Source organism: Lacihabitans sp. LS3-19 (assembly GCF_024343575.1).
GTDB lineage: Bacteria > Bacteroidota > Bacteroidia > Cytophagales > Spirosomataceae > Leadbetterella.
On the sequence record NZ_RJUA01000013.1, the window covers coordinates 34,227 to 53,754 of the forward strand.

19 protein-coding genes and 1 pseudogene are annotated in these 19,528 nt (G+C 35.5%); 10 read left to right on the top strand and 10 right to left on the bottom strand.

The features are described 5' to 3' along the window. The first annotated feature begins 121 nt into the window (after nucleotides 1–121). From EGI22_RS11010 to EGI22_RS11020, 3 genes are all read left to right on the top strand, one after another. Nucleotides 122–382, top strand: coding sequence for a hypothetical protein (locus tag EGI22_RS11010; protein WP_255068417.1), 261 nt, complete (start codon nucleotides 122–124; stop codon nucleotides 380–382). 93 nt (nucleotides 383–475) lie between these two features. Beyond that, nucleotides 476–826 carry a DUF2200 domain-containing protein gene (locus EGI22_RS11015; RefSeq protein ID WP_255068418.1) on the top strand — a complete coding sequence of 117 codons (351 nt, stop codon included), beginning with the start codon at nucleotides 476–478 and terminating at the stop codon, nucleotides 824–826. Nucleotides 827–844: 18 nt separating this feature from the next. After that, on the top strand, nucleotides 845–2,119 hold the full coding sequence (locus EGI22_RS11020; protein WP_255068419.1) for a Xaa-Pro peptidase family protein: 1,275 nt from the start codon (nucleotides 845–847) through the stop codon (nucleotides 2,117–2,119). Nucleotides 2,120–2,431: 312 nt separating this feature from the next. On the opposite strand, the gene EGI22_RS11025 is transcribed toward EGI22_RS11020, so the two are convergent. The 4 genes and pseudogenes from EGI22_RS11025 to EGI22_RS11040 all read right to left on the bottom strand — a co-directional run bounded on the left by EGI22_RS11025 (nucleotide 2,432) and on the right by EGI22_RS11040 (nucleotide 3,896). After that, nucleotides 2,432–2,743 (bottom strand): helix-turn-helix domain-containing protein, encoded by a 312-nt coding sequence (locus EGI22_RS11025; RefSeq protein WP_255068420.1) that lies wholly within the window; start codon nucleotides 2,741–2,743, stop codon nucleotides 2,432–2,434. Further along, a pseudogene (locus EGI22_RS11030) lies at nucleotides 2,740–2,919 on the bottom strand (type II toxin-antitoxin system RelE/ParE family toxin); the annotation flags it as partial. The gene EGI22_RS11025 and the pseudogene EGI22_RS11030, both read right to left, overlap by 4 nt. Before the next feature lie 12 nt (nucleotides 2,920–2,931). Next, nucleotides 2,932–3,087, bottom strand: coding sequence for a hypothetical protein (locus EGI22_RS11035; RefSeq protein WP_255068421.1), 156 nt, complete (start codon nucleotides 3,085–3,087; stop codon nucleotides 2,932–2,934). Between the two features lie 464 nt (nucleotides 3,088–3,551). Continuing rightward, complete coding sequence (locus tag EGI22_RS11040; protein WP_255068423.1) at nucleotides 3,552–3,896, bottom strand: ACT domain-containing protein; 345 nt, start codon at nucleotides 3,894–3,896, stop codon at nucleotides 3,552–3,554. A 176-nt stretch (nucleotides 3,897–4,072) separates the two neighbouring features. On the opposite strand from EGI22_RS11040, the gene EGI22_RS11045 reads away from it, so the two are divergent. From EGI22_RS11045 to EGI22_RS11060, 4 genes are all read left to right on the top strand, one after another. Further along, nucleotides 4,073–4,576, top strand: coding sequence for a rhodanese-like domain-containing protein (locus EGI22_RS11045; protein ID WP_255068424.1), 504 nt, complete (start codon nucleotides 4,073–4,075; stop codon nucleotides 4,574–4,576). Between the two features lie 144 nt (nucleotides 4,577–4,720). After that, nucleotides 4,721–5,077 carry a VOC family protein gene (locus EGI22_RS11050; protein ID WP_255068425.1) on the top strand — a complete coding sequence of 119 codons (357 nt, stop codon included), beginning with the start codon at nucleotides 4,721–4,723 and terminating at the stop codon, nucleotides 5,075–5,077. A 131-nt stretch (nucleotides 5,078–5,208) separates the two neighbouring features. Beyond that, nucleotides 5,209–5,754 (top strand): pyridoxamine 5'-phosphate oxidase family protein, encoded by a 546-nt coding sequence (locus EGI22_RS11055; protein WP_255068426.1) that lies wholly within the window; start codon nucleotides 5,209–5,211, stop codon nucleotides 5,752–5,754. Between the two features lie 64 nt (nucleotides 5,755–5,818). Continuing rightward, nucleotides 5,819–6,583 carry a hypothetical protein gene (locus EGI22_RS11060; protein WP_255068428.1) on the top strand — a complete coding sequence of 255 codons (765 nt, stop codon included), beginning with the start codon at nucleotides 5,819–5,821 and terminating at the stop codon, nucleotides 6,581–6,583. 35 nt (nucleotides 6,584–6,618) lie between these two features. Here the strand turns inward: EGI22_RS11060 and EGI22_RS11065 are convergent, their stop codons facing one another. The 4 genes from EGI22_RS11065 to polA all read right to left on the bottom strand — a co-directional run bounded on the left by EGI22_RS11065 (nucleotide 6,619) and on the right by polA (nucleotide 11,413). Next, entirely contained in the window at nucleotides 6,619–7,251 is a 633-nt protein-coding gene (locus EGI22_RS11065) for a hypothetical protein (protein ID WP_255068429.1), read from the bottom strand. Nucleotides 7,252–7,322: 71 nt separating this feature from the next. Beyond that, a complete protein-coding gene (locus EGI22_RS11070; RefSeq protein WP_255068430.1) occupies nucleotides 7,323–7,955 on the bottom strand; it encodes a hypothetical protein in 633 nt (210 codons plus the stop codon). A gap of 18 nt (nucleotides 7,956–7,973) precedes the next feature. After that, nucleotides 7,974–8,438: a hypothetical protein gene (locus tag EGI22_RS11075; protein ID WP_255068431.1), complete on the bottom strand. Its 465-nt coding sequence runs from the start codon at nucleotides 8,436–8,438 to the stop codon at nucleotides 7,974–7,976. Nucleotides 8,439–8,608: 170 nt separating this feature from the next. Then, nucleotides 8,609–11,413, bottom strand: coding sequence for a DNA polymerase I (gene polA / locus EGI22_RS11080; RefSeq protein WP_255068432.1), 2,805 nt, complete (start codon nucleotides 11,411–11,413; stop codon nucleotides 8,609–8,611). Nucleotides 11,414–11,476: 63 nt separating this feature from the next. Between polA and EGI22_RS11085 the strand changes: the two genes are divergently transcribed. The 3 genes from EGI22_RS11085 (at nucleotide 11,477) to EGI22_RS11095 (ending at nucleotide 17,113) form a co-directional block, all read left to right on the top strand. Next, nucleotides 11,477–12,871 carry a vanadium-dependent haloperoxidase gene (locus EGI22_RS11085; RefSeq protein WP_255068434.1) on the top strand — a complete coding sequence of 465 codons (1,395 nt, stop codon included), beginning with the start codon at nucleotides 11,477–11,479 and terminating at the stop codon, nucleotides 12,869–12,871. A gap of 375 nt (nucleotides 12,872–13,246) precedes the next feature. Next, entirely contained in the window at nucleotides 13,247–15,694 is a 2,448-nt protein-coding gene (locus EGI22_RS11090; protein WP_255068435.1) for a DUF1549 domain-containing protein, read from the top strand. Further along, the gene (locus EGI22_RS11095) at nucleotides 15,695–17,113 is read left to right on the top strand and encodes a DUF1501 domain-containing protein (protein ID WP_255068437.1); all 1,419 of its coding nucleotides are present in this window, start codon (nucleotides 15,695–15,697) and stop codon (nucleotides 17,111–17,113) included. It begins immediately after the preceding gene. 70 nt (nucleotides 17,114–17,183) lie between these two features. Here EGI22_RS11095 and EGI22_RS11100 read toward each other — a convergent pair whose 3' ends face one another. Then, nucleotides 17,184–18,737, bottom strand: coding sequence for a GMC family oxidoreductase N-terminal domain-containing protein (locus tag EGI22_RS11100; protein WP_255068438.1), 1,554 nt, complete (start codon nucleotides 18,735–18,737; stop codon nucleotides 17,184–17,186). Further along, entirely contained in the window at nucleotides 18,734–19,318 is a 585-nt protein-coding gene (locus EGI22_RS11105; RefSeq protein WP_255068439.1) for a hypothetical protein, read from the bottom strand. Before EGI22_RS11105 ends, EGI22_RS11100 begins: the two co-directional genes overlap by 4 nt. Nucleotides 19,319–19,528 lie beyond the last annotated feature (210 nt).

Genomic DNA, 19,528 nt, shown 5'->3' on the forward strand with positions numbered 1-19,528 from the left:
AGAACCCAGTTATACTAAGGATATTTCCTTGGTTCGAATGAAAATCGGGTTTTACCTTCTAAAATGAAAGACATATATTTGTAGCATAAATCATAAAAACTAACTCCAAAAACCCCAACCCATGTCACAAATAAAAGATTACACAAAATTGCCTTTAGAAGAGTTGTTGATAGAACAAAAAAAGATAAAAAAACAACAATTGTCATCTGCCGTCTTAATAGGCATATTGATTGGACTTATGATTTATGGGATTTTTTCTGGTGGTTTTGGATGGGTTTATATATCTATCTCCATTTTTATGATCTATATTATTTACAATGGCTCCAAGAAACTCAAACTGCATCTGGAGCAGATAACTGCCGAAATAAATAAGAAGGCTTAAAACAGAAGGATTGATTTAAGCTATGGAATTAAAACCAATTTTTGATTTCGGTTAGATTTTTATATATTTTTGAGTTTTCAAATATTTGATTTTATGGATGTTAATAGAGTACGTAAAATGTCTTTTGCGGGTGTTTATCCGCACTATATTACTAAAGTCGAGCGAAAAGGAAAGACCAAAGCCGAAGTGCACGAAATCATTTTTTGGTTGACAGGTTATGATGAAGTTGCCTTGCAAAATCTTATTGAAGAAAAGAGAAATTTTGAAAATTTCTTCGATTTGGCACCTGCATTAAACCCCAATGCTACGAAAATCACTGGCATGATCTGCGGATATCGTATTGAAGATATCGAAGACCCAATAATGAAAAAAGTGCGGTATCTCGACAAACTCATTGACGAATTGGCCAAAGGAAGAGCCATGGAGAAGATATTGAGGAAATAATATATAAATTGTATTTCAATGAAATTTAAAAGAAGAGATTTTTTAGGTATTTCGGCTTTAGCTGCCACTTCTGGTTTAGCAAGCGGGCTTGTTTCCTGCAAAGAAGAAACTGAAAAAGAAAATGCAGAAAGCGAACTAAAACCTATGGCAGCCGATGTGGTGCCTATTTCGGTAGCTGAACGAGAAACCAGAATAGCCAAGGCCCAGGTTTTGCTTAATGAAAACAAAATGGATGCTTTGGTGCTTGATGCCGGCACTACGCTGAATTACTTCACTGGTATACGCTGGTGGCCAAGTGAAAGAACAATGGTGGCCATTATTCCTGCCAAAGGCGATATTAAATACGTCTGCCCAGCTTTTGAGGAGGCCCGTTTTCGTGAGCAAATTAGCTTTGGGAAGGATGTATATGTTTGGCAAGAAGACGAAAGTCCGTATAAAAGAATTGCTCAGGCGATAGAAGACGCTGGCATAGTTTACGGCAATGTAGGCGTAGAAGAACAAACCCGTTTTTTTATAGTCAATGGACTGCAAAAAGCTGCCCCGAATCTAAAAATTGTGAGTGGCGACCCTGTGAGCATACCTTGCCGCATGATAAAATCTCCCGCTGAAATTAAGTTGATGCAAACAGCCTCTAATATCACATTGGCGGCCATCAAACACAGTGTGGCTCAACTAAAAGAGGGTATGACACAACAAGACCTTTCCTCCATGATTATGTCAGCACAAAATCAATTGGGCGGAAATGCAGATTTTGCTTTGTGCCTTTTCGGAAAATCTTCTGCGTTTCCGCATGGGTCTAAACAGCCTCAGGTGCTCAAAAAAGGGGATATTGTATTGATGGATTGCGGTTGTCTGGTAGGTGGCTACAATTCGGATATTACGCGAACGGTTGTTTTTGGAGCAGAACCAAGCAAGCGTCAGCAGGAAGTATGGTCGCTGGAGAAAGAAGCTCAGGCTGCTGGTTTTGCTGCGGCCAAAAATGGTGCTCCATGCGAAGCGGTAGATTTTGCTGCCCGAAAAGTTCTCACAGATGCAGGTTTTGGCCCTGGCTACCAGTTACCTGGACTTCCACACAGAACAGGCCACGGCATAGGAATGGAGGGACACGAATGGGGCAATATGGTAAAAGGCAATACGAAATTGCTCGAACCGGGCATGTGTTTTAGTATCGAACCGACGATTTCTATCGTTGGCGAATTCGGCGTAAGACTGGAAGATTGTGTATATATGACGGATGAAGGTCCAAAATGGTTTTCTGAGCCAAGTAAATCTATTTTTGAGCCTTTTGGGTAATTTAAGAAATCTGAAATTTGAAGATTTATTCTTAAAAGTCTTTTTCAGTCTGAAAGTTTATTCAAAACGGATAAGGCCTTAGCTATATCTCGGGAATTAACGACTGGGCTTTAAGTAGTGCGATTTAATAGCTCAAATGCTTGCATACCTTGTAGCCAAATCTTTGATTTGGGTCTTTTTAATTTATTCTAAATGTGGCATATCAAAGATTCGGCGGTTTTTCAAATGGCGATAAACTTTCAAACTGCTGATATGCCAGCATTACTTCAAGCATCGTTTCAAGTGATGGATTTCATCTTTTCGCCATATACTTCAATCTATCGCCATTTTTTGATTTAATAGCTCTACATTAAAATTAATCTTAGCATTTAAGGCTTTAAATACCTTTAAAATTGTATCAAATCTTGCGTCTGTAAAACTGTTTTCAATTTTAGAAATCTGAGCTTTTTTCACTCCAACAAGTACGCCAAGTTGCTCTTGAGTTAAGTTTCTTTCTTGTCTTATTTCCTTTATAGTTTGGCCAAGTATTTCAAGTCTTAGTTCGTTTTCATAAGCATCTCTATTAGGTGTTCCTTGTTTACCTATGTGCTTATCTTTCATTTCTTCTAAACTGTACGTTTTCATTTCTTTGTTTTTTTTTGATTGAAATAATCTGCTCTCTGTTGCTTTGCTTTTTCTATCTCTTTCTTAGGAGTCTTTTGGGTTTTCTTTATCAGTCCTTGTGTTGAGATTACTAAAGTGTTTGAATTGTCCTCTTTGTCCCAGAAAGCAAAAAGTCGAATAGCTTGTTGTTGATAGAGCGTTCTGAACTCTCAAATGTCGTCTTCCAGTTTTTTGAAAACTTCTGGGTCGTTTATATAAGTTGCCTTGTCGATGTTGAAATAAACTTTGTTTCTTGCTTTATCAGATAAAGAGTCAAGAAAATCTGCTGCTTCCTCAGTAAAAACAACTTTGAATTTGGGATTCATTTGCTTTTTATTCCAAAGTTAATAGTTTCTTATTTAGGAAACTAATTTAAATATTATTTTGTAAATATTTTTACCAAAACTTCCACCATGGTTTACCACTTTTGTTATGCCATTTTCCTTCTTGCAAGATTAATAAACTATAATTTCCATCGCAAAATTCAGTTGCAGTTTGCAAAAAAAAACATTTTCATTGCCTCCTGCACATTGGAAAGTGAGACAATTTTTGGTTTGGGTAACAGTAATTCCAAGTTTGCCTCCGTTTTAATTATATTTCTGGCCAGATTCACTTTCCGATTCAAATTCGTATCTATAAAGTTTTAATCTCTTCCTAAAGAGCTCAAACAGACTTTCTGAAAAATCATTAACTGAGGATACATCATCTAAAAAATCAAGATTCTTGTTCTAACTTCTTCTTTGAAATTTTTTAAATTGTAGCACATTGTTGGTTTGGTTTATTTTTGCTTTCACTTAACAAATAGATGGTCATGATAGTATGCTGCCACTACATTACAAGAAATGTTTGCTTTGGCTAGGGCATTAGAAAAAGCTGCCGTAAAGCCAACAGCTTCTAGAGAGGAATGGATAGCTAGAGTTATCCAAGCTGCTGTAAATGAATATTTTAGGTTTAATGTGTCAGCATATTCCTTTTTTAAGATTAAACTAATACCTTCTGATTCCTTAAATAAAAGCTGGATTTCATCTATGTTTATTTTGTTTAAATCAGCAACTGTACAAAATACATAATCTCCAGGATTATGCTGAGCTTTTATTCCTTTCAAAAGTTTATTTAGGTCTATTTCTCCTTTCATTTTTATAGTTTTTTTTAAAACTCAATTTCAAGGATTTTTTGCATTAAATGAAAGAATAAACATGGATAAATTACCATTTTATTCCATAAAATAAAAAACTGCCAAATTTATTGAGTGCTTATTTGAATTAAGTGGTTTACGAAATTAATTTTAAAGAGTATATAAACCTAAATTGGATGAAGATAATAAGTAATGAATCTGCCTACAGTGCGTTTTTAAAAGGCGACGCGGTAATAATTGATGTACGAGAACAAGCAGAATTTAAAGATTCTCATTTACCTGGAGCAATAAATTTCCCTTTTACAAAGTACCAAAAAGCTTATTTTGAGCCATTTAACGACAAACAGATTTGTTTGATTTGTCAGTCTGGTAGGAGAGCAAAGGCTATTCTTGAAAAACTAAAAGAAGATGGATTTTCGAACCTTGCAATAATGGAAAAACAAATGGAAAACGTAAGCGAACACAAACAAAGCCATGGTTGGACCATTGACCGACAGTTTAGAATGACATTGGGAACTTTGATGTTGATATTTTTGCTGGGTTATTTTAACGCTTCCGAGTATTTTATAATCATCCCTATAATCTTATGCACTGGGCTTATTTTTACATCTATAATTGATCGCTGTTATATGCGAATGGGCATAGCTCTTTTGCCTTGGAATCGTGGGAAAAACGGCTAGATTTTGAAGATTGATTGAAAAGTTCTTCATTCGATAAAAAAAAAGGTAATCATTTTTTTATTCTTTTTGAAATTTAAGTAGCATATTGTTAAATTGGTCAATATTTCATCAATTGACTCAAGGTCGATATTAACCTAAACATATATGCTAACTGAAATTCATCCCAAATTACCCATGCGTAATAAGGCCCAAACACGAGATTATTATATAAAAAATCTGGGATTTTCTGAATTTGGAATGGAAGATTTTGAAGGTTATTTAATGGTAAAAAAAGATCAAATCGAAATACATTTTTTTGAATTTAAAGAATTGGACCCTAAAGAAAACTACGGTCAAGTGTATATTCGTACCAACGATATTAAGGGATTTTACCAGAAATTGCTAAGTAATAATGTAAGAATTCATCCCAATGGAGCCCTAGAAGCTAAGCCTTGGAGACAGGTGGAATTTTCACTCTTAGATCCAGACAATAATTTGTTGACATTTGGTGAGGCGATTTGATTCTTAAAAAGTTACAAGATTTTGATTAATCAATTTCTAAAACGAGGAAATTTTCTTAAAGGGCATAAGTATCGTATTTAATTGAATCTTCAAGAAATACTTAGTGTTTATTGATTTTAAACAAATAATAAATGGGGAAGAAATTAGAGAGAATTACGCCTGAATTAAAAGAATTTATAGAAAATCAAAAAGTCTTTTTTGTAGGAACTGCCGCCACCGAAGGCAGTGTAAATGTCTCTCCAAAAGGTACAGATTCGTTTAGAGTTATCGATGAAAACAAAATCGTTTGGTTAAATCTAACTGGCAGTGGAAACGAAACTGCAGCTCATCTTATCCAGAATAGTCGAATGACCGTTATGTTCTGTGCATTTGAGGGAAATCCAATGATTTTAAGACTTTATGGTCATGCCAAAATATTTCATAAAAAAGACGACACTTTTCAAAAATACAAAGGTTTGTTTCCCGAAAACTTTGGTTCAAGACAAATTATTGAGATGGAAGTTGATTTGGTTCAGACCTCTTGCGGTTTTGCTGTTCCGTTTATGGATTACAAAGCAGATAGAAGCATATTAAATGATTGGTCAACAAAGCAAGGTGAAAAAGGAATAAAAGAATACTGGGAAAATAAAAATAGGAAAAGTATTGATGGTTTTGATACGCAAATGCCTATTGAATGAGTTTAAACTGCAATTCTCTTATTTTTAAAAAAGAACAAAACAATTTCGCATTTTTAAAATTCCCATGAAAACAAAACATATTCTATTAGTTTTAATTTTACTTAGCTTTAATTTTTCCTTTGCCCAAAGTCCGAAAGAAGGTTTAGCTTTTGCGAAAAATATGCTTTCTCTAATCAAACAAAACAAAGCTGCAGAATTGGCCACCATGGTTTATTTTCCATTGGAAAGACCGAATCCAATTCCAGATATCCAAGACGAACAAGCATTTGTCGCATATTTCCCAACGTTATTTGACGAAAAATTTAGGAAGATGATTCCTGCAACCATAAAGCCAGAAAATATTTTGGCAAAAAATGGTATTTACGGATTGGTAGGAGGGCCGTTTGCTGGCGAAATATGGTTTGATGAAGAAGGAATAATGAGTATCAATTATAATTCAGTAGCTGAAATGACCCTCGAAAAAACCTTGGATGCAAAAGTGAAAGCTTTGATACATCCTTCTGTAAATCAGTGGGAAAGCAATATTTTTGTCGGTAAATCGAAGAATCTATTGGTTCGTATTGACCTTATGAAAGATGATACGTATAGATATGCATCTTGGAGCAAAGGCAAGCCGATTTCGGAAAAACCAGATTTGGTGATATTAGGTGGAGAAATGGATATTCAAGGTACAATGGGAGGTCCATCATGGCTATTTAAAAACAAAAATTGGGAGTATTTTGTAATGGAAGATTACGAATGTGAAGAATGCGAGGCCAGTGATAAGGTCTTGGTTTTGTCAGAAAATGGAGTGGTAAAAAGTAAGATAATTTTGAACTCATTTAAATAGTAGGCCAGTTTTAATGGCCTACTATTTCGAGATATCTAATTTTGACTAAAAAATCTTACTTCTTTCTCACTGCCATCTTCAAAATATACTTTAAAACCGACTATACCGAATTTGTGGTTTAATATGTATTCGATTTTGTTTACTCCTGCTACTGGTCTACCAGTTTCTCCTACTTTCATGACTTTAATATCCATAAATCCCCAAGCGTAATCATCAACAGTTGATTTAGATTCTACTTTTCTTTTTATGGTTTTCCCGTCAATTTTTATCGAATATTCATCTCCAACATTGTCATCATATTTAACCAAAGTGAAATTTCCTTCATCATATACATTCTGAATACCTTGATCTGTTATTCTATATTTTTTTGTTACAGACAAAGTATTACCATTCCAAGTGAATTCAGGGACTGATTTTGCCATTTCCAAAACCAAAGGATCGGTAATTGTAACAGTGGCGGTAATAGAACTAATTCCATTCTCTAAAGATTTTACCTCGGCGTTAAAACCACTTACTCCAGAAGTACTTCCAAGGCTAAATTTATTCCCAACTTCGCCCATAACAGATTGAGTTCCACCAATATTTCCATCTGGTTTTATAGAATCGATGAGATTACAAGAACTTGTCATTAGAAACAATGTGCTCAATAAAAATATTTTCGTTTTCATAATGTTAAAAATTTAAGTTTAAAATCATTTAAATAGTAGGCCAGTTTTTATAGCCTACTATTTCGAAATTTCTAATTTTGACTAAAAAATCTTACTTCTTTCTCGCTTCCATCTTCAAAATATACTTTGAAGCCTACTACCCCAAATTTGTGGTTTAAAATGTATTCTATTTTAGAAATTCCAGCTATCCCTCTGCCCGTTTCAGCTACGCGAATTACTTTTATGTCCATAAATCCCCAAGCATAATCATCTACAGTAGATTTCTCTTCAATTTTTCTTTTAATAGTATTACTGCCTACTTTTAAAGAATACTCTTTTCCAACATTATCATTATATTTTACTAAAGTCAGATTTCCTTCATCGTATACGCTTTGGATACCTTCATCAGTAAATTTGTATTTTTTTGATATTGTTACAGTATTGCCGTTCCAATTAAGTTTTGGAATAGTTTTGGCAATTTCTAAAAATTTCGAATCGGAAATTGTTAAACTCGCATCAATAGTGCTAATGCCGTTTTCTAATGCCGATACTTTAATGTTTCCGTTACTTATACCCGGAATAGACCCTAAAGTAAAAGTATTACCAACCTCACCTTGAGGAGATTGATTGCCGCTAAGTTTATCTTCAGGCTTAATAGAATCTATAACTCCACATGAACTAAAAACAAACATTCCTAATGTCAATAAAAATATTTTCGTTTTCATAATATTAAAAATTTAAGTTTAAAAAAAGTTTGCTTTAGATTTATATAAGTATTTGAAATACAAATAGTAAACTATTAAAAATAGAACAAACAATGCCATAGAAATCGGAAAAATGATATACCCAAAAAACAACCAATAGGTCAAAAGCCAAATGATTAAAGTGGCTTTTATTGCAAAGAAAAATGCCTTCAGTCTAAAAGTGTTAGTGATCTCATTTTCAAATTTTTCTTCAGTAAAAATCATTATAAATAAGCCAGCTATAAATAAACTCATCCCAATCTCATCCATGGCATTGGTTTGAACGATTTGACCGAATCTATTCTCCATATAAGTGCTCGCCAATGCAAACACTTTGATATTTAAAAAATCAGGCTTTATACCTTCCAAATATGCTCCCAAAAAAATTAAACCCAACGGAATTAATACATAAGAGAGTTTTTTGTATCTATTTGGAAATAAGGTATTTGTGTTTTTGTTATTCATATTATAGGTGAGAAAAGCTTTGTTTTTCTTCTACAATAAAAGAAAACAATATAAATGAGAATTACTATGAGAATGGTCAGGTCTTTATATGGATATAGCTGATTTTTGAACAAAAAAAAAGAGGAACGATTGAATTCATTCCTCTTGATTTTAAAAATTTCTAATTTGGATTAATGTGCCTCCAACCAATTTTTGCCTACACCAATTCCTGTTTCAATTTTCACTTTCATGGGTATGGCATTTACCATAAAATAATCTACTCTTTCTTTTAGATAATCTATCTCAGAAATATGAGCATCAAACACCAATTCATCATGTACTTGAAGTATCATTTTTGATTTGAGTTTTTCGGCTTTCATAAATTCATGGATGTTAATCATTGCCACTTTTATCATGTCTGCAGCCGAGCCTTGTATTGGAGCATTTATTGCGTTTCTTTCGGCAAAACCTCTATTGGTTTGGTTTCTAGAATTTATGTCTCTCAAATATCTTCTTCTGCCTAAAATCGTCTCCACATATTCCGTTTCGCGGGCTTTGTTTACACATTCGTCCATAAAGGTCTTGACATTTGGAAACTGTACAAAATACGCATCAATGATATCTTTTGCTTCTCCTCTCGGAATACCCAGCCTTTGGGCCAAACCAAATGCCGAAATACCATAAATGATACCGAAGTTGACCATTTTAGCTTTTCTACGCATGTCGGAGCTAACGTCTGTAAGTTCAACGCCAAATACTTTGGCAGCCGTAGTTGAGTGAATATCAATGCCTTGGTTGAACGCTTCCACCATACTTGCATCTTCGCTAAAGGCCGCCATTATCCTTAATTCTATCTGAGAATAATCGGCAGAAAGTATCAAATGGTCACTGTCTCTAGGAATAAAGGCTTTGCGTATTTCTCTACCTCTTTCAGTTCTAATCGGAATATTTTGTAAGTTCGGATTGGTAGAACTTAAACGACCAGTGGCCGTAACAGCTTGATTATAAGAAGTATGAATCCTTCCTGTTTTTTTAGAAATCAATAGAGGCAATGCTTCTACATAAGTGCTTTTTAGCTTGCTTAATTCTCTGAAATCCAATATTTTCTTTACGATTTCGTGGTCGGCTTCATAGTTGCTTAACACATCTTCGCCTGTGGCATATTGGCCAGTTGGTGTTTTCTTAGGTTTCTCATCGATTTTCATTTTCTCGAAAAGAATCTCACCTAATTGCTTGGGAGAACCCACATTAAACTCCATTCCTGCTATTTCAAAAATTTCGGTTTGGGTAACTAGCAAATCTTTATTTAGTGTCTCTGAAAGGTCGCTGAGGGCTTTAACATCCAATTTTACACCTTCTCGCTCCATGGTACTCAACACACTCACCAAAGGCACCTCTACTTCGTAGAGTAATTTTTCTTGCTCGGTCTTTTTTAGTTCCTTATCAAGTATTGTTTTCAGTTGTAGCGTAATATCTGCATCTTCAGCAGCATATTCTTTGATGGATTCCAAAGGCACATCTCGCATATTGCCTTGTTTTTTGCCTTTTGCACCTATCAGCGTTTCTATGCTTACGGGCTCATAGTTTAGGTAATTATTGGCCATGTAATCCATTCCATGCCTTTGCTCTGGCTCAATGATATAGTGGGCAAGCATAGTGTCAAACAAAGTACCTTTAATTTCTATTCCATAATTGCTCAATATGGTCATGTCATATTTAAGGTTTTGAGCAATTTTCATAATTTTCTCACTTTCAAAAACTCCCCTGAATTCTTCCAAAACAGCTTTGGCTTCTTCAAATCGTGGCGGACATGGCACATAAAATGCCTCTTTGGCTCTGTAGGCAAACGAAAGTCCTACTATTTCTGCATCTACAGCATCCACATCGGTGGTTTCCGTATCAAAGCATATTTCGTCTTGAGCCATCAAATATTCTATCAATTCAGCTCTTTGTTCAGGACCCTCTATCAAATAATAATCATGAACTACCGTGTTAATGGTGTCTTTTTCTTTTGGCTCATGTACTTCTTCCACTTCTGTAGCACCGAAAAGCGACATTTGGTTGGTTTCTGCTTTTGGCTTGGCTTTGGTCTCAGGTTTATTAATATCCTGATTCGAACCGTCTGATTTTATTAATCTGTTTTTAAGAGTTTTAAATTCAAGTTCGTCTAAAAGCGTAGAAAGTTCCTCGGTATTTGGCTCGCACATTTTTAGGTCTTCTTCGTCAAACTCTACCGGGACATTTATATCTATCCTAGCCAAATGTTTAGACATCAAAGCACTTTCTTTTCCAGCCCTGATTTTCTCTCCGATTTTATTCGGAATCTTATCTGCATTTTCTAGAATTCCTTCCACAGAATCATATTCAGCCAAAAGTTTAACCGCTGTTTTTTCACCTACACCTGGAATTCCCGGAATATTATCGACTTTGTCTCCCATTAAACCGAGCATATCAATTACTTGATCTATTCGGCTAATTTCCCATTTGGCCAAAATCTCAGGAACACCCATTACTTCTATTCCATTGCCCAAAAATGCAGGTTTGTAAAGAAATATATGCTCATCCACTAACTGACCGTAATCCTTGTCTGGGGTGTACATAAAAACATCAAACTCGTCTTTTGGTGCTTTTTTTGCCAAAGTACCTATCACGTCATCTGCCTCAAAGCCATCCAATTCTATCATTGGAATACACATAGCTTTGATAAGTCTTTTTACCAAAGGTATCGCCACCGTAATATCTTCCGGTTGAGCTTCTCTATTGGCCTTGTATTCTGGAAAGTCCACATGACGGAAAGTAGGGGCTTTGGTATCAAAACACACCGCCAAATGCGTAGGTTTCTCCTTTTTTATTACTTCCAACATGGTATTGGTAAAACCAAAAACTGCACTGGTATTGAGACCCGTGGAGGTAATTCGTGGATTTTTGATGAAAGCAAAATGAGCTCTGTAAATGAGAGCCATGGCGTCAAGCAAGAACAATTTTTTAGACCGCATTTGAACTTATTATAGGTTTATGATTAATTTAGCCTTTATTTAAAAAAACAAAATACGTTAATTTTGAACAAGGATAAAATCTATTTTGCAATATTACTATTTTTTATTGCAAATTTAAGCCAAGCCCAACAAGCTCCTTTGCTTCAGTTTCAAGAAAGGAATACCACCACTTTGGTTCTGAATGAGTCTGCACTTCCACCCAAAAAATATGATTTGACAAATTCTGATTTACAAGTAAAATGGCATCTGATCATTTTGGACTTAATTGAGCAAACCACAGGTTACACGCCAAATGTTGCTGCGAGGTCAATGGCCTATATCGATTTGGCTGCTTATGAGTCTATTTTGCCCGCCTATCCGCACCTAAAAAGTCTTTCGGGTCAATTACAAGGATTTATTAAACCCCAAGAGTATGAGATTGATTCCACGGATTTTATTCCACAATTGGCACTCAACAATGCAATGTATAAAACAGTGGATAGGTTTTTTATAGCTGCACCTTATGTTTGGATGGAAAAAGTAATAGCTTTGAAAGACTCTGTAGATGATATTTTTTCAAAAGATCAATCTAATTTGGCCATCATGAAATCAAAGAATTATGGTATTTCTATAGCTGACATGGTTTTGAAATATGCTGAAAAAGATAGGGCAGGGGACGGTACTTTTAGAAGTTATGACATGGATTATCGTTTACCGGTGTGCGAGTCTTGTTTTGAGATAAATAGAGTGGCGGATTTGGAAAATACAGGTCCATTGCATCCAAGATGGAGCGATAATAGGACTTTTTTGGAAGAAAATAATACTGATTTTGATATAAAACCTGATTTTGAGTTTTCAAAGTACCCTGGTTCTGAATTTTATAAAGCAGCAATGGAAGTTTACAATACATCAAAAGAAGTCACCGCTGGGTCGGAAAAACACATTATTGCCAACTTTTGGGACGATGCCGCCACTTACACTTATACCGCAGTTGGGCATTCTGTTTCTATTTTGACGCAGGTATTGCGAAACAAACCTGTTTCTTTAGATTCTTCGGCTAAATATTATGCTATGCTCACTTTGGGACTAAATGATGCCCTTATTTGTGCTTGGAAAGGCAAATATAAATACAATTTAATTCGACCAATCGCTTACATTAAACGCTACATAGACAGCAAATGGGAGCCAACTTTACTAACTCCTCCATTTCCAGAGTTTCCATCTGGACATTCCGTACAATCTGCCACAATGGCTACTGTTTTGACATCTGTTTTAGGCGATTCTATTAGTTTTACGGATTATTCGAAGTATTGGGTAGGAGAACCTAAGAAATTTGAAAGTTTTTGGAAGGCTGCAAATGAAACCAGTATTTCGAGACTTTATGGTGGAATACACTACATGCAAGCCTTAACCAAAGGTCAAGAAATGGGGAAAAGAGTTGGAGAGAATATCTTGAAACTGAAGTTTGAGAAGGAGTAGTTTATAAAAATTTTTTAATAGTATCATCCCTTCGGGATTTTATTTTGATGTTTCATTTTTGATTTTATAATAGTGTCATCCCTTTTATAATCTTATTTTGAAGTTTCATTTTTGGTCTTTTTATGATATATTTCCATTGGATTTTTAAAACTCCATTTTCTGCTTACTAATTTTGAGTAATTCTTTCAGGTTTCTTGAAAAATCCAATATTTTTTGTGTCTATAATTTCCTTTCTCGATTTATGATTTGAGATATTCACCTTTTGCCTAAAACTTTCAACACAAGTTCTTTGTGTTATTCTTTTTTAAAACTTATATTCGTGTAAAATCTAGAACTTGGTTTTAGATAAAATATTCAACCTTATAATTCTTATCAATGCCTTTTAAATGCCCAAAATATCCCATTGGTGGTATTTTTCTATTCTTTTTTCTTTTTTGTAGGAGAGCGTTTTCTCAAGAAATTGTGAAGGTTGAGGATAGTTTTAGCATATTAGTATTTTTCGGGCGTTTGCATGTTTTAATTGTTCATTTTCCAATTGCGATTTTGCTTTTTGCTGCAGCTTTAGAGTTGTATACTTTCCGGAATTTTAATTCAAAACTTAGACCTGCTATAAATCTTGCAGTTATTATTGGTTCAGGCTCTGCCATTTTTTCAGCTGCCTTTGGATATTTATTAGCTCAAAATGAAGAAATCACTGGACGAACCTTAGATCTACATCAATGCGGAGGCTTTATCACAGCTGCTTTGGGTTTAATAAGCGTCTTATTGCTCTGGATGGTTATTAGGAAAAATCAAACAGATAAAATTCCAATATACCGATTAGCATTATTAGCAAGTATACTAGGTGTGATTTTTACAGGCCATTTCGGAGGTTCTTTGACGCATGGTGATGATTATTTTAGTTTTTCTAGTCAAAGTAAGCATACAGAGGAAAGTCAGTTTTTGGCTATGGGTGAAGGAAGTGATAGTCTAAACAATGAAAATCAAATCAAATTGGTTGGTGAAGTTAGAGCCATTTTTGCACATAATTGTTACAAATGCCACAGCTCAAACAAACAAGAAGGCAAACTCAGACTAGACCAAAAAGAGTTTGTTTTTGCTGGTGGAAAACATGGCAAAATCATCGTAAGAGGCGAACCTGAAAACAGTGAATTGATAAGAAGAATTTCTTTGCCGCGAAATCATAAAGAGGCCATGCCCACAAAGGGTAAAGCTTTGAAATCCGAAGAAATTGAATTGTTGAATTATTGGATAAAAAAAGGGGCACCTTGGCCTGATGCTTCGCTACAACCCAAATTATTTAAAGTAGCAAAAATGGAGCTTATAAAGCCCATGCTTCCTGCTGCAAATGGAGATTTACAAAATCCGATTGATATTTGGGTAAATGAGTATTATAAAAAAAATGAAATTAAATGGCAAAAAACAATTGATGATAGAACGTTTTTAAGGCGTGTCTATCTTGATATTGTAGGTTTATTGCCATCAGCTTCGCAGATTATAGATTTCGCAAAAGATACAAACCCTAACAAAAGAGATGCTTTGATTAAGCAATTGCTTCAGCAAGATGAGGATTATACACAACATTGGATTTCTTTTTGGAACGATGCCCTAAGGAATGATTATACAGGTACTGGTTATATCACCAAAGGCAGATATAACATAACAGATTGGTTATATACTTCTGTAAAACAAAATAAACCTTATAATGAATTTGTCAAAGAATTGCTTTCACCTAATGAATCTTCAAGAGGTTTCGTAGAAGGCATCAAATGGAGAGGAACTATCAATGCCAGTCAAAGAGTAGAAATGCAAGCCGCACAAAATGTGGGTCAAGTTTTATTAGGTTTAAATCTTAAATGTGCTTCTTGTCACGACAGTTTTATTAGCGATTGGAAACTGGAAGATGCATATGCTTTCGCCAATATCTTTGCTGAAGAACGTCTTGAAATCAATAGATGCGACAAACCGACGGGCAAACTTGCTGATACAAGGTTACTTTGGCAAAATTTCGGAAATATAGACAGCACAGCTTCAAAGGCGAAGAAAATGGAACAAATGGCCAATTTATTGGTACAGCCAAGCAATGGCAGAATGTACCGAACGATTGTTAATCGTATTTGGAAACAAATGATGGGAAGAGGGATCATTGAATCACCTGATGAAATGGACAACGAGCCTTGGTCGCAGGATTTATTAGATTGGTTGGCCGCTGATTTTGTTGAAAAAAATTATGACATTAAAGACCTGATTTATCTAATTGCCACTTCAAAAATCTACCAATCGCCATCTGAAAGTGTTAAAAGTACGAATTTGCTTTTCGACAATAATTATAGATTTAAAGGAATGACGCGAAGAAGAATTTCTGCTGAACAGTTTTCTGATGCCGTTAGTCAAATCGTTACACCAATATTTACATTGAAAGAAATGAAATATTCTGGAACCAAAATGGATACTATCCAACCGGCTTTTGCTCGAGCCTCATTGGTGGCTAATAATGCTTTTTTAACAGCTTTGGGTAGGCCAACAAGAGAGGTGGTTTCTACCAATAGGGACTCGCAAGCCAGCCTTTTACAAGCTTTAGAATTGACCAATGGCGAAAGACTGACACAAGTTTTAGCAAGAGGGGCGAAATATTGGAAGGCCCAATTTAAAACCAGAGACGTAATAATCAGAGTTTTATTTAGCAAAGCTTTGGGAAGACTACCCACTAAGTCGGAAATGAGCACGGCACAAGCAGCTATGGACGAGAATCCGTCTGTCGAACAAATTCAAGATTTGTTTTGGGCGGTTTTACTTTTACCCGAATTTCAATTGATATACTAAATGAAAAATAAAAGGAGAGATTTTCTGAAACAAAGTGCTGCTGCTATAGCTACCATGGCTGTTGGCTCGCCTATCAGTCAGCTGTTGAGTTCATGTGGCGTCAAAAACGCAAGCAATGCTACAGCAGATTCGGTAATTGTTCTTTTTATGGCGGGAGGAATGGCACATACTGAGACTTTTGATCCTAAAAAATATACGCCTTTTAACAAAGGAATGACTTCGGATAGTGTTTTGAGTACTTTTAAATCAGTTCCAACGGTTTTAGATGGCGTTCATTTTTCAGAAGGTTTAGAATCAATCGGTAAGGTATTAGATAAAGGCACCGTAATCAGATCCTACGTAGCAGCGGATTTGGGGCATATATTGCATACACGGCATCAATATAACTGGCATACATGTTATGAGCCACCTCAGTCTGTGGTTGTTCCGCATTTAGGTTCTTGGATTGCCAAAGAATTAGGTCCTAAAAATGAGGTTATTCCCCCATTTATCAATATTGGCCAAAGGTTCGACGTAGGAGAGGGTGAAGAACTAAAGGCTTTTCATAGTGCAGGATTTTTAGGAAGCGAATATGGACCATTTATGATCCCAGACCCTACGAAAGGTTTAGATAGTGTCCGTCCTCCTGTCGGTATGTCATTGAAAAGATTCGAAAGTCGTAATCAATTGTATGAAAAACTCGTGAAAGAATCTGCCATGGGCGAATTTGGTAGCGATTTTCAAAAAGAATCTTTAAAACGCTCCATGGAGCAAGCTTATATTTTATTAAACTCTCCGGAGGCAAAGGCTTTTGATTTAAGTTTGGAAGCAAAAGAGAAATACGATGTTTATAATACGGGTAAATTTGGCTTAGGATGCCTGATGGCCAAGCGATTGGTAGAGCAGGGTGCTAGATATATTACGGTAACCACTGAATATGTGCCTTTTGAAGGTTGGGATACCCACGAAAACGGTCATACGAGATTGGTGGATATGAAAAAAATGATAGATGCACCTATAGCTCAATTAATCAAAGATTTAGACGAAAGTGGCCGATTAGATAAAACCTTGATAATTGTAGCAAGTGAATTTAGCAGAGATATGCTAATGGAAGGGCGTCCTGATTTGAGAGTATTGGACCAAGTAAATCAACCTGACATTATTGAAGATATCAAAAACTATGGCATGCACAGACACTTTACGGATGGCTGCTCTATGCTGATGTTTGGTGGAGGAATAAAAAAAGGAAGTGTATTTGGAAAAACTGCTGACGAACGTCCTTGTAAAACAGTGGAAAAACCTATTAAAATTGCCGAAGTTCATCAAACCATTTATCATGCTCTTGGTATAGCACCAGACACCAATTATGAAATAGAAAAACGACCTTTTTACACTACACCTGATGGGAAAGGGAAAGTGGCGAAGGATTTATTGGGTTGATTTGGGTAATTCCATTTTTACAAGTAATTTATTAATTAGCCTATTGAAGCTATTTAAATGGTGGATAGTTTCACAATCTATTAATAATCTCTTTGGCCACAATATAACTAAAGGCCATAATAGTAAAACTTGGATCGACCGATGGCCCAGTTGGAAATACAGAAGGGTCTGAAACAAAAAGATTGTCATATCCATGAACCCTGTGTGTATAATCTACTACTGAGTTTTTTGGATCAGCACCCATTCTACAGCCACCAAATGGATGTGGTGCTACTATCATCAAACCATTACTTGTAATCTTAATTTCATCTATTTTGTTGATTTCAGCAAGTGAATTGATTGTAGTGCCTTTATAATCAGCAATAAGCACTTTTTTTGCACCGGCTTTAAAGTTAATTAATACTTGCTTTTTCAAAGTATCACGAATCATTTTTTGAGTATTAGGCCCATAAGGATAATTAATGAGCCTTTTACCATCACTATTTACCGAAATTTCTCCCAATTCTTCCTCGCAGTCATCTAGCCAAGCTATCGTGCCGCCCACTTTATTAAAGTTTTGCATCCACTCATGTGCTTCTGCAGTAAAGCCCCCTAAAACTGCCGCTGTAGCTGCAGGTTGGGTTTGATTGGGTAGAAGCAAATAACCGCCCTCTTCATATTCATTTTGGTCGTTATAGCTAGCTAATCTATATTTTTCTGAGCTCCAAGCGGCTGGTAAACCTCTATACATAATGATATCTTCCTCAAATAAAGCATAGGCCATCACTACAGGATTGAAACCGAAATATTTTCCTAAGGCGGGTAGTTTTTCTTTAAGTTCGGGTTGGCGGAGCAAAAAATCTGGCGAATTATATCCACCTGCCGCTACCACAAAATGTTCCGCTTCAAAGGTGTATTTTATTCCGCTAGGCTTATTGGAAGGTCTATCAATGGCAGATGCAATCAGCTTTTTTACTTTTTTGCCTTCAAAAACCAGCTTTTCCGCTTGCATATCCGCATAAAGTCTGGCACCAAGGTCCAAAGCAGTTGGTAAGTGTGTGATTAATTGACTTTGTTTGGCATTATAAAAACATCCTTGTTGACAATGACCCGAACCTTGACAGTTTTTTCGTGCAGAAAGTATTGGGTCACTTCCCCATCCTAAATCTTCTACGGCCTTTTTGAACAAAATATTCATTTTATTCCATTGGTTTTCAGGAGGATGAGCTACGCTTAAAGTTTCAGTAAGTTCGTCCCAAGCTGGGTCAAGATCAGCTTTTGTATGTCCTTTGATGCCATATTTTTGTTCCCAATGTACAAGTCTGTCGGTGGGAGTTCGGTAAGTATCAGCCCAATAATGTACCGAAGCACCGCCAACGTTGTTGCCATAAAGTAAAAATGTGTCTCCGTTTTCAGTAGATGCAAAATTTCGCTCTCCATCTATTTTGCCAGACATGTTCAATTCTCTATTGTCAAAGACATTTGGGGTATAATATCCTCCTTTTTCTAAAACCACCACGTCAATTCTATTTTTTGCCAGTTTTTTAGCCAAAGTGGTACCGCCACAACCAGAACCAATTATGCAGACTTGTGCCTTGATAGTTTGGTCTTTTGTATAATCAGTATATTCAAAAATGTTCTTCATTTTGTTGTAAGGTTTTTATAGTATTTCCTTTGTTCACTTTCTACTTCTGGCAGTCCTCCAAATGGTCCATCATAACCGATGGCTTTCCAGGTGGATGGATGTCCATAATACATCATGCGGGTTGTAACCCTGATATTGGCAATGGCTACTCGATACAAATCGTTCTCAGTATCTTGCATTTCATTTAAAAAAACCAATCGTTTTTCGGTGGAAAGTCTCGAAAACCTTGAAAAATAGCCATTAGCAATTGGCATTGCTTCCAAAAGATATAAAACAGCCTTAAAATCAGACTGAATATGTTCATTAGCAAAAAAGAATTCCTCGTCCATTCTTTTTACTACTTCAGCTTCTTGGTGAGTTGGGAATCCGTCTTTGGCTTCGGGCATTGCAACTTCGCAAAAAGCATGTAAAATATCCGTTAAATGCCCATCAAATAGCAATAATTTGCCATAAATTTTGTCGTATTTGTTTGAAAGAAAGACACTTGTACCTACGGCAGAAGCTCCTATTAATCCTCCAATACCCAATAAGGAGTATTTCAGGAATTTTCTTCTTTTAAAAACTGATCCGTTTTGATTCATTGACATAGAGGGTAACTGATACGAATATATTTCTTATTTGTCAGATTTCTTATTTTTAAAATCTAAATATTTTACCCAAAACTTACATTGTCTACATTTAAAAAAATGATAATTATTCGTATTGAAGTTTATTTTCTCTGTTTTTAAAAATGAATTTTTTTTTAACAAATTATTCTTGATTTTTGATCTAAAAAAAACTAAATTTAAACG

Coding starts and splice junctions, on each gene's coding strand:
- EGI22_RS11105 (WP_255068439.1), bottom strand. CDS start 19,318: ATGAATCAAAACGGATCAGTTTTTAAAAGAAGAAAATTCCTGAAATAC.
- EGI22_RS11055 (WP_255068426.1), top strand. CDS start 5,209: ATGGGGAAGAAATTAGAGAGAATTACGCCTGAATTAAAAGAATTTATA.
- EGI22_RS11095 (WP_255068437.1), top strand. CDS start 15,695: ATGAAAAATAAAAGGAGAGATTTTCTGAAACAAAGTGCTGCTGCTATA.
- EGI22_RS11015 (WP_255068418.1), top strand. CDS start 476: ATGGATGTTAATAGAGTACGTAAAATGTCTTTTGCGGGTGTTTATCCG.
- EGI22_RS11035 (WP_255068421.1), bottom strand. CDS start 3,087: ATGAATCCCAAATTCAAAGTTGTTTTTACTGAGGAAGCAGCAGATTTT.
- EGI22_RS11040 (WP_255068423.1), bottom strand. CDS start 3,896: ATGAAAGGAGAAATAGACCTAAATAAACTTTTGAAAGGAATAAAAGCT.
- EGI22_RS11010 (WP_255068417.1), top strand. CDS start 122: ATGTCACAAATAAAAGATTACACAAAATTGCCTTTAGAAGAGTTGTTG.
- polA (WP_255068432.1), bottom strand. CDS start 11,413: ATGCGGTCTAAAAAATTGTTCTTGCTTGACGCCATGGCTCTCATTTAC.
- EGI22_RS11060 (WP_255068428.1), top strand. CDS start 5,819: ATGAAAACAAAACATATTCTATTAGTTTTAATTTTACTTAGCTTTAAT.
- EGI22_RS11100 (WP_255068438.1), bottom strand. CDS start 18,737: ATGAAGAACATTTTTGAATATACTGATTATACAAAAGACCAAACTATC.
- EGI22_RS11045 (WP_255068424.1), top strand. CDS start 4,073: ATGAAGATAATAAGTAATGAATCTGCCTACAGTGCGTTTTTAAAAGGC.
- EGI22_RS11050 (WP_255068425.1), top strand. CDS start 4,721: ATGCTAACTGAAATTCATCCCAAATTACCCATGCGTAATAAGGCCCAA.
- EGI22_RS11075 (WP_255068431.1), bottom strand. CDS start 8,438: ATGAATAACAAAAACACAAATACCTTATTTCCAAATAGATACAAAAAA.
- EGI22_RS11065 (WP_255068429.1), bottom strand. CDS start 7,251: ATGAAAACGAAAATATTTTTATTGAGCACATTGTTTCTAATGACAAGT.
- EGI22_RS11020 (WP_255068419.1), top strand. CDS start 845: ATGAAATTTAAAAGAAGAGATTTTTTAGGTATTTCGGCTTTAGCTGCC.
- EGI22_RS11070 (WP_255068430.1), bottom strand. CDS start 7,955: ATGAAAACGAAAATATTTTTATTGACATTAGGAATGTTTGTTTTTAGT.
- EGI22_RS11090 (WP_255068435.1), top strand. CDS start 13,247: ATGCCTTTTAAATGCCCAAAATATCCCATTGGTGGTATTTTTCTATTC.
- EGI22_RS11025 (WP_255068420.1), bottom strand. CDS start 2,743: ATGAAAACGTACAGTTTAGAAGAAATGAAAGATAAGCACATAGGTAAA.